Here is a 9,223-nt window from a genome sequence, read left to right on the forward strand (position 1 = left end):
AAAAAAATAAGAAAAGAAAAGAGGTAAAAAAATGAGCAAAACAAAAAACAAAAATTCTATAGCAGTTGTAAAGAAAAAAATAACTAAAAAGGACGGAAACATAATATATAAAGTCAAAGGCTATTTATCTAGTAGAGATGAAGAACAGGGACTTGACATAACACTAGACAGGCACGGGTATATTATAGAGGCTTTATAATAAATTAAAATAAAATGGAGGTAAAGAAAATGACAAACTTTAAAAATGATTTTGAATTAAAAATTTGTATATGGGATTGGAAAAGTTATAATCAAGGAATATCAAATTGGAGATGGTTCGAGTTTGACGAGTTAGAAGAGATACCTAACCACCTAGAGAAATTAAAAAAGAAAGGACTAGAAGAGCCATTTATATGCGACTATGAGTTTAGCCATGAGCTGCCAATCTATGACTATACAAATATATCGAGCGTGTTAAAGCTTGTTAACTCACTTGACGAAATAGAGGAAACTATCGAAAAACGTATTATCGAAAATGATATATATAGTATGGATAATTTTAACGATTTACTTTCAGGAATGAAACCATCCGATATAGCTAAAATGATAAGATACGGATCTTATAATCCAATGCATGATTATTTCACATTTGATGGGTATGGGGATATCGAGACTCTTAGTGAGTATGAATATAACGGATTAATATCCGATATAGAATTAGAGGTATTAAGTGAATACTTATAAGAAAGATGGAGATTAAATTTTCAAATGATGGTGAAAATAATTTGATGGATAATGTCATGGATATTTTACACCTAAAAACTGAATTAGTTAAAAATATCCATTATATATTATAACATATCAAGACTTTAAAGACAATATATATAATTGTAAATGATGATAAATTTGGAGGTAATAACAATGAAAACAGCAAAAATAATAAACAGTGTAATAAATGGAATCTACAAAAAAAGAAATCCTGAGAATTGGAAAATCCAAGAAGATGGAGAACTTACATACATAACTGACGGCCTTGTAATGTATGTGATGGAGGATTGCCCGTTAAAAGTAAATTCAAAGTTGAGAGAGCACACATCTTTAAAAAGTCTTATTGATGTGAAAGAAGATGATTTAAAGATTGTAGGTAAACTATTATATCAAAAGCCATTTGGTAAAGATATAATATCTTTTTATCAGATTGATGATAAAAAGATTGTTATAAATGAGAAACTTTTAAAGAATTTCGACAATCCTGTTTTAAAGTCTTACGGAAATCCACTTAAACCGGCTTATGTATACGAAAATAATAAACTTGTAGGACTTGTTTGCCCTGTAAGATACGATGAGGAGGATTAATATGTTAAAAAAAATAAGTAATATAAAGATGATAAATTGCCTGCCACTCTTGTTAGTGGTGGGTGGTTACAGAAGTTATCAAAATGTAACTTCAGTATTCCCAAATGATAAGCTAATTACAGCAATATCAATAAGCATGATGGTTATATGCTGCCATCTTGTATTAAAAGCAATATTTATAAAATAAAAGGAGGAATGAACTTATGGAATTTTACAACGAAAACACTAATACAATATTATCACAAAAAGAATACATTGAGTTAGTCGAAAGAGAAGCTAGACAGGTTTATGATGAATATTTAGAATCACTAGAAGAAGATGAAGAGATTGAAAGCTTTGAAAGCTTATTAAGCAGAATGTTTGAAATGGAAAGTGATTTCGTTGCATTAGATGACAACAATGAAAAAATAACAAAAAGGTAGAAAATGAAAACGACAGAAGATAAAAAAATAAAATGTGTATGATTTTTAAATGATGAAAAAAATGGAGGTACTAGAAATGAGAGCGACAATATACAAGACAGCAATTAAAAAGCAAGAGAATGGTTTTAAAATGATGGAATTAGTGAAGGAGGCTTCGCGAAATTATAAAGATATACCAACAGGGCTGAACAATCCTGATAAAGTATATCAGCAGATTGAAAGAATTATTAATCCGTCTGAATTATCAGAAGAAGAGTTTTGGGTAATGTGTTTAGATGTAAAAAATAAAAACATAGGGAATTTTAGAACATCAAAAGGAACAATAGATTGTACGGTTGTACATCCGAGAGAAGTGTTTAAAGGAGCAATCCTATTAAATTCAGCTAACATAATATTGACTCATAATCACCCTACAGGAAATCCGACACCAAGTGAAGAAGATATAGAACTAACTAAAAGATTAGTGGAATGTGGCGAGTTGCTAGGAATTAAAGTATTAGACCATATAATAACTGGTGATGGTGTGTTTCATAGTCTTAGAGAACATAGCCAAATGTAAATGATGATAATTTTAAATGATAATAAATTTAGAGGAGGATAATGTAATGAAAACGCTAGAAAATAGGATAATGGAAATGATGAAAGAATTAACAGAACAGTATTCTTTAGACTATGGAAATGGTGAAATATGTCATCAATCCGACACAATATATTGGACGGTCGAAGCACCAAATAACGCTACAATACAAATTGATTGTTCATTAAAAGAGTTTGAAGATTTAAATGATGATGAAGAAATTATAAGATATATTTGTAAAAAATTAGAAAGAAGTCTATATTATTTTGATGCGGACGATGAATTTGAGGAGATTTGGAGTCCTGGATTTGGAAAACACAATAATTTTAGACCAAGTCAATTTTTTAAATATGTTGATTGAAGATGAAGAATATTTTATGAATATATATAAAGAATTATAAATAAAAAAATTAAGAGAGAGGGGAATGTAAAATGATGGATAAATCAAGAAAGAGAATTATTATAAAGTCGTTATTTAAGCAAGTAGCAAGCTTATATGATATTGATTATACAGAATCATCAGCGATAGTTACAGATGAATTTGCAAGCTTTACAATTATAGCACCATGCGGGACACTATATATTATTGAATATGATGATATATTTATTACACAAGCATTTAGCCTGATTGACACAGGAGGATATGAAGAAATAACTGATATGATAGTTACGCAGATAATAGAACAATTTGATGATTTTATATTAACAGAAGTATTTGATGAAGTTTACACTTACAGGTATGCGAGAAAAACAAAACTATCTGCACTAGATTTTGTGATGAATCTAGTTAATGATAAATGCTTTCTGAATGATATTATAAAAAGAATGGAGGCTTCTATTGCGTAAAAATATAAAAGGCATAAAAATGCAAAAAGATAGTAAAAATATATATACACGTTTTACATGATATGGTTTTATTTTAATAAGAATAATGGTAAAATTGAGGTGTGTATATTATGAGTATTAGAGATATAATTAAAGATTTAATAGTGGATAGTTTTAAAATGATAATAACTATCATACTAACAATAATATAAGAACAAATAAAAACTTAGGAGGAACAGAAGATATAGATTTATGGGGCGGTTGGGTAACCGCCTTTTTTTGGAAAAATCTAAAAATTCTGAATGATAAAGAAAATTCAGTTATATTATATTATTCAGACCTATTTCAGACGCCCTCAGAGCCGTTCTAAGGTGCCTCCAACCCGTTTATAGTATAAATCATTGGCAAGGGGCATGCAAACTCTTAGAAAGGCATTTTTAATTTGCGATATTTTGGTTTGATAATGATGATATAATCAGAATGATATATACTTAAAAACACCTCAAACAAAAAACACAGAATATTCTGAATGATAATTTTGTCTTGAGATATATTCAGAGCCTGTAGAATCGATTCTAAGGGGATTTGAATGATGACGTGGACAATATATCAAAATAAGGCATAATCTCCGTATAGGATGTTTTAGAGCCTTATAAAGCTAGATGATAAATCAATAATAAAAACAACCTTAATCTAACTAGGATTAGATTAGATTTAAGATGATGATATTTTCGCAATATAACACTCACAGCACTATTATTTTTTCTCTTGTCTTTGATTAAGCCATCATGGCGTCTGAATGTTCTCCCTGTAAATAATGATTTAATTTTATCTTTAGCTGCATAACCAAGATGATGATTATTTTTACCTACTATCCTTTTATCCTTAATCAAAAGAAAAAGAGGTGAACCTACGGAGTTAAGAGAAGGATACTTTAGAGTAGGATTATATTATCATTCTTTTTGTTTTTGATTAAGCCTTGTGGCGTTTGAACCTTTATCTATACGAAGAAGAAGATTAAAATACTATATCAATCCTAAAGTAAAAATATAGTACCAAGACAGATAATATAATCCCTTATTATTTTACTCTTGTTTTTGATTAAGCCTTCATGGCGTCTGAATGATAATCTTTTTCTTATATTGTCTTTTACCTTTAACTAAACATAAATCATAATAAATTTTACTATTATTCTTTTTATCTAATTTTACCACTAAGGCTTGTGACGTTTGAACCTTCATCTACTCTAAAGAAATAAATTATATCTAGCTATTTCTAAATCATAATAAACTTATACTATTTTTAAAATACAATAATAAATACATTAGTATTGAAATACAACTACAAATATGTTATAATAGATACATAGACAATCTATCTCAAAAATTATAATAATCTCATAGATTTCTATTATAATTCCCAAAACAACACTCCTATTATAACCTATTAATATCCTATTAATAACCTATTAATATCCTATTATAACCTATTAGAGGGGGTTGTAACAATTGGTATGACAGCGATACAAGGGTTCAAAATGATAAAAACAAAGGGGAAATTACAAAAAAATGAGATTTCACTTACAAAAAATGAGATTTTATTTTCAAAAAAATGAGATTTTTTATTATACTTTTTAGAAAAAATATGAAATTGATTATCAAGAAAGGAAAGGTGGTTTTTAAAAGATGAAAAAAACAGAGCAGGAGAGAAAGATAATTTTTTTGAGAAAGGAGGTAAATCAAATGAGTTTTTCTAAGTTGTCAGCTGGTGAGTTAGATATGTTTTTTACTTTAATTTATATCTACAAAAAACAAGGGAATATAGAAGATGGGAAGTTATCTCAGCTTAGGAAAATTTTCAATATAAAAGCAAATACTAACAAAAAAATAAAAGAGGTTTTGGAAAATATATATAGTTTTTCTGAAAATAATAAAATAACATCTCCAGACGTAGGTGTATTTAAAGAACAATTATTCGACTACATATTTGCAGATGAAGATAAAAAAACATTTAGCTTTAAAGTGAATGACAAGCTAGATAATATGCTATCTAGTGATACCTGCATGGGAGTTAAAGGCGGTGTTTTAATGTTTGACTTAGATATATTTAAGAGCATAAAGGGGAAATATGAGAAACTGATATATATTACTCTAGTGGAGTATGCTGGCTCTAACTGGGTAAAAAAGAGAGTTAATGATTTTCTTGACAGACTTAATTACCCTAATTCATATCCTAGAACTCATAAAATTCATTATCTGAAGAAAGGGATTAAATCTTTAAATATGTATTTTCCTGAAATTAAAGTAGAGATTCAAAGGGGCATGAGGGAAATAGATGATACGATTTATGTTCAGTGGAATAAAAAAGATGTATATAAGCTTAATAATTTGAGAAAAAATATTAAGGCAGTATAGAATAAAATTAGTTTGATAATTAAAATAAATTTAGTTGGCAAGAAATGAGGAAAGATGATAAAATATAGTGGGAAAACATGATAATTTGTGATAATATTGATACAGGAGGGTAATTATGATTGAAACATATAGAGCGTATTTAACCAAATACATAGACAAGGATTTCTTTAATAAATACTATGATGATAGGAATAAAATAGATTTAGATAATGCTGTAGACCCTAATCAAAAAATAATATTAAAAGATGGTAGCAAAGTTAAAATGTCAAACATACATCTAGTTTGTGGTTTTGATGAAAAATATACATTAGATAAAGTATATCCACAAATATGGGACTACTGGGCTGATTCTAGTATCTTGCCAGGTATGCTGTTTTTTAGAGATGATAGAAGGATTAGTTTGAAAATCAATGATAAAAAAACCAACGTCAAAACAGGTTTTATTACTAATTTTTTAAAGTTTACAATTCTAGGTGACGAGGAAATTACTATAAATCTGAAAGATAAAAATAGTTTTTATGATTATATAAATGATAAAAACTTAGTAATTAATGATGAATATTTTCTTGAAGTTTATAATAAATACGAAAAAATACTTAGAGATAGAACTAAAATTAAGTGTAGAGAATTGATAAACGTAGATGATGTAAAATATAGCGAGGTATCGAGATTCATAGTCGCAGCAAATGTATTGTTTAAATGGTTGGAACTACCTATAAGGCTTGAATTTTGTGACTTTAAAGATAGGAGTAGTCAATTACCTAGCTATAATGAGGTAATAGATTATGTTAATTCAGTTAAAGATACTGATGTTAGGTTTATTATCATGTGTCTTTTAGCAGGGATTCCGATAGGCAGAAATAGGTATGAGGGTATAGGTGGTATAAAAAAGAGTGATATTGATAGAAAAAACAATACATTAAACTTTATTTATGATGAAAAAAACTATACTATTGGAGTTAGTGATTTTTTTATAAATACTCTTGATGCGTGTTCTGAACAATTAACATATATAGAGCGTAGAGGAAAAGAAGAAACAGTGAGATTCTTTAATCCTAATTCTGAATATGTTCTCAAATCTAAGATATCGGAAAAAACAAAGTTTGGGGTAGAGCCTATGGATATACACGTTATAAGAAACATAGTAAGAAAATTAGATTTTAAGATTCATGATTTAATTAGAATTGGGGCTATGTATAGAATGAATCAAATACAGCTAAAGGAAAATTCTTTTAACTGGAGTGCAAATACTATAGTTGAGAGAATGAAAGAGTTTTCTCCTGTAAGAAAGTTTGATATAAGAATGTTTCTTCATGATTACAAGGAAACCTATGGTAATTACAATGATGAAGAAAGGTTTAGCTTTCAAAGTTTAATTGAGAAAGTTTAACAAGGTGCATTAGCACCTCAAAATTATAAAAGAAAACGTTTGGAGGTAAAGTATGAAAAATACTAAAAAATTAATTATTGTTTGCTTGTCATTTTTAATCTGCTTAGGGTTATCAGCTTGTAAAAGTGATGAGGAAATAAAAAAAGAAGAAGAAAGTAAGAGAGCCAAAGTTATAAGTATGATTAATAGCAGGATAGAAGATTCAAATAAAGCAAAGAGGGATTCTATTCAAGATATAAAAAATGACCAAGAAAACAGAGAAACTTTCATTGAGAAATTCAAAAAAGAAAAACCAAAATTTAAAGATGAAGATTTAAATAGTGCTTTAGATAAATTTATTAAAAATTATAATGATAATATTTATTATGCTAAAGAACAAGTGTCCTTTTTTGAAAATATAACAGCCGGTGCTGAATTAATGTCTTATGAGAAAGATGAATTAAGAACAAAACTTGAAAATTTTAAAGAATCAACTATAAAATTAGATGAGAGTTGTGTTAGATTATATGAAAAGTATTCGATTAAGTATAATGAGGAGTATTATAAAAAAATTAAAGAAGAGGCTGAAAGGTTGAAAAATCCTAAAACAATAGCTTTTGGAAATGCAGGACAAACGAAGTTGTTTAAAATAAAACCTTTAAAAGCGTATAAGTACCCTGACTATGGCAAGAACAATGTAGATGGTGGATGGCTAGATGACAAAAATGTGATTATGTTAGATTTAGAAATAGAAAACATATCTGATAGAGATGAAAATAATATATTCGTTAGTGACTCGAGGGCAATTGATGAATTTGATGCATTGGTACAAGATGAAAATGGATATCAGCTTAGTCTTAATAATTATATAATGGAAGATACTTCTAGTCAAAAAATTTTAAGAAAAGGTGCAAAGATTGTGGTGAGGCTAGCAATAGGTTCTAAGAATGATTTTGCTAAAAGGCTTAAATTAACTGTTAATCCTTATTGGGACAATATAACATTTGATATACCTGTAAGCTAATACAATACGAAAAAAGGCTGACAAAGAGAAGGTTGAGAAAGAAAAGAAAGAAAAGGTTGACAAGGATGAGAATAAGGATAACAAGGAAGTTCCTAAGTCAGAGAATAACCAGCAGCAAAGAGGTATGTGGAGGAAATTATGAAGATATGCAATGTTTGTGGAAATGAAGAAAGCAACAAGAGTAAGTTTTGTTCTAAATGTGGTGGAGAACTAAAGTCTGATGATGGCAAAGTTAAAGTGGAGAAAAAACATTGTCCAGAGTGCAATAAATATTTTGAACTAGAGAAAGAATATTGCTCTGGTTGTGGGACAAAGCTAGAAAAGGTAGAAACAGAAGAAAAGAAAGACGGAAGGTTAAAAAAGAATATTAAGGATAAAAAGAAAAAAAGGCTGATAATTATATTATCCTCAATAGCCATTATCCTTGCAGTCATATTTTTTATTGGAGTACAGGAGCAACAAAGAGAAGAAGAATTGGCTAGGCAAACATTAGCAGCGAAAAAGGAATATTTCATAACGTATAATAAGATAATGGGACATATATCTGGTATGAAGTTTTTGTTGGATTTAGATGCAAGTGAACAAAACGAAGTGTTTAGAAAAAACTCATATGGGGACTTAACAGGGGCTGTCAAAAAATATAGAAAGAAGTATGCGCATATTACAGAAAGTTATGAGACTAACACTAAAAAAATAGAAGATTTAATAAACAAAGAACTAGTTAAAAACAAAGACTTGCTATCTGGAGATGTTGAATATGAAAAGCTAAATGAGTTGCTAGACAAGACCATAGCAGATTTAAATAATTATTTAGAAGATACAACAAGCCCTACTGGAACTTATTATTCACACTCAGAATCTTCTTGTGAAAAAAGTAAAAAGCTGAAACAGTCATATTCAGAAATGGAAACTAAATTTAAATATATACTGGAGTCTAATGGTATGACCTTAAAAGATATAAAAGAACAAGATAACAACGGGAAGACTCAAACAAATAAATAAGATTACTGTAAAAAAACAATATAAAAAAGGGGTCTTAATCGACCCTTTTTGATTTAGATTGATATAAAGTTTGGCACTCAAAATAATAGGAAAGTGAGGTGCTTATGAAGGAAATTAGAGAAAGAAAAAATAAGAATTTTGACCTGAAGGTAAGGGTAGATGAAGATATAAATGATACGCTGCAATATTTGGAAGTAAATTACCTAATGCAAAGAAGTTTAAAAAGTGGGTAACATCAGAGGTATTACCTAGTAT

General features: G+C 28.5%; 13 protein-coding genes. All 13 read left to right on the forward strand.

The window, feature by feature from the left end:
- Positions 1–31 precede the first annotated feature (31 nt).
- The gene (locus tag F823_RS11240; protein WP_019595730.1) at positions 32–199 is read left to right on the forward strand and encodes a hypothetical protein; all 168 of its coding nucleotides are present in this window, start codon (positions 32–34) and stop codon (positions 197–199) included.
- Positions 200–228: 29 nt separating this feature from the next.
- A complete protein-coding gene (locus tag F823_RS0109910; RefSeq protein ID WP_019595731.1) occupies positions 229–723 on the forward strand; it encodes an antirestriction protein ArdA in 495 nt (164 codons plus the stop codon).
- A 177-nt stretch (positions 724–900) separates the two neighbouring features.
- Complete coding sequence (locus tag F823_RS0109915; RefSeq protein ID WP_019595732.1) at positions 901–1,335, forward strand: hypothetical protein; 435 nt, start codon at positions 901–903, stop codon at positions 1,333–1,335.
- Position 1,336: 1 nt separating this feature from the next.
- Positions 1,337–1,522: a hypothetical protein gene (locus F823_RS0109920; RefSeq protein WP_019595733.1), complete on the forward strand. Its 186-nt coding sequence runs from the start codon at positions 1,337–1,339 to the stop codon at positions 1,520–1,522.
- Positions 1,523–1,538: 16 nt separating this feature from the next.
- Positions 1,539–1,757, forward strand: coding sequence for a hypothetical protein (locus tag F823_RS0109925; protein WP_019595734.1), 219 nt, complete (start codon positions 1,539–1,541; stop codon positions 1,755–1,757).
- A gap of 76 nt (positions 1,758–1,833) precedes the next feature.
- Positions 1,834–2,316: a JAB domain-containing protein gene (locus tag F823_RS0109930; RefSeq protein ID WP_019595735.1), complete on the forward strand. Its 483-nt coding sequence runs from the start codon at positions 1,834–1,836 to the stop codon at positions 2,314–2,316.
- 46 nt (positions 2,317–2,362) lie between these two features.
- The gene (locus F823_RS0109935; RefSeq protein WP_019595736.1) at positions 2,363–2,695 is read left to right on the forward strand and encodes a hypothetical protein; all 333 of its coding nucleotides are present in this window, start codon (positions 2,363–2,365) and stop codon (positions 2,693–2,695) included.
- Positions 2,696–2,766: 71 nt separating this feature from the next.
- Positions 2,767–3,180, forward strand: coding sequence for a hypothetical protein (locus F823_RS0109940; protein WP_019595737.1), 414 nt, complete (start codon positions 2,767–2,769; stop codon positions 3,178–3,180).
- Between the two features lie 1,664 nt (positions 3,181–4,844).
- The gene (locus tag F823_RS0109950) at positions 4,845–5,573 is read left to right on the forward strand and encodes a RepB family plasmid replication initiator protein (protein ID WP_019595739.1); all 729 of its coding nucleotides are present in this window, start codon (positions 4,845–4,847) and stop codon (positions 5,571–5,573) included.
- Between the two features lie 115 nt (positions 5,574–5,688).
- Positions 5,689–6,963, forward strand: a complete 1,275-nt coding sequence (locus tag F823_RS0109955) for a hypothetical protein (protein ID WP_019595740.1) — start codon at positions 5,689–5,691, stop codon at positions 6,961–6,963.
- Between the two features lie 52 nt (positions 6,964–7,015).
- Positions 7,016–7,966 carry a hypothetical protein gene (locus F823_RS0109960; RefSeq protein WP_019595741.1) on the forward strand — a complete coding sequence of 317 codons (951 nt, stop codon included), beginning with the start codon at positions 7,016–7,018 and terminating at the stop codon, positions 7,964–7,966.
- Between the two features lie 138 nt (positions 7,967–8,104).
- Positions 8,105–8,968, forward strand: coding sequence for a double zinc ribbon domain-containing protein (locus tag F823_RS0109965; protein ID WP_019595742.1), 864 nt, complete (start codon positions 8,105–8,107; stop codon positions 8,966–8,968).
- A 184-nt stretch (positions 8,969–9,152) separates the two neighbouring features.
- On the forward strand, positions 9,153–9,223 hold a 71-nt coding region (locus F823_RS11565), incomplete at its 3' end, for a BRO family protein (RefSeq protein WP_425256496.1).

Origin of the sequence: Peptostreptococcus anaerobius VPI 4330 = DSM 2949 (genome assembly GCF_000381525.1) — a bacterium.
GTDB lineage: Bacteria > Bacillota > Clostridia > Peptostreptococcales > Peptostreptococcaceae > Peptostreptococcus > Peptostreptococcus anaerobius.

Coding starts and splice junctions, on each gene's coding strand:
- F823_RS0109925 (WP_019595734.1), top strand. CDS start 1,539: ATGGAATTTTACAACGAAAACACTAATACAATATTATCACAAAAAGAA.
- F823_RS0109940 (WP_019595737.1), top strand. CDS start 2,767: ATGATGGATAAATCAAGAAAGAGAATTATTATAAAGTCGTTATTTAAG.
- F823_RS0109965 (WP_019595742.1), top strand. CDS start 8,105: ATGAAGATATGCAATGTTTGTGGAAATGAAGAAAGCAACAAGAGTAAG.
- F823_RS11240 (WP_019595730.1), top strand. CDS start 32: ATGAGCAAAACAAAAAACAAAAATTCTATAGCAGTTGTAAAGAAAAAA.
- F823_RS0109910 (WP_019595731.1), top strand. CDS start 229: ATGACAAACTTTAAAAATGATTTTGAATTAAAAATTTGTATATGGGAT.
- F823_RS0109930 (WP_019595735.1), top strand. CDS start 1,834: ATGAGAGCGACAATATACAAGACAGCAATTAAAAAGCAAGAGAATGGT.
- F823_RS0109950 (WP_019595739.1), top strand. CDS start 4,845: ATGAAAAAAACAGAGCAGGAGAGAAAGATAATTTTTTTGAGAAAGGAG.
- F823_RS0109920 (WP_019595733.1), top strand. CDS start 1,337: ATGTTAAAAAAAATAAGTAATATAAAGATGATAAATTGCCTGCCACTC.
- F823_RS0109960 (WP_019595741.1), top strand. CDS start 7,016: ATGAAAAATACTAAAAAATTAATTATTGTTTGCTTGTCATTTTTAATC.
- F823_RS0109955 (WP_019595740.1), top strand. CDS start 5,689: ATGATTGAAACATATAGAGCGTATTTAACCAAATACATAGACAAGGAT.
- F823_RS0109915 (WP_019595732.1), top strand. CDS start 901: ATGAAAACAGCAAAAATAATAAACAGTGTAATAAATGGAATCTACAAA.
- F823_RS0109935 (WP_019595736.1), top strand. CDS start 2,363: ATGAAAACGCTAGAAAATAGGATAATGGAAATGATGAAAGAATTAACA.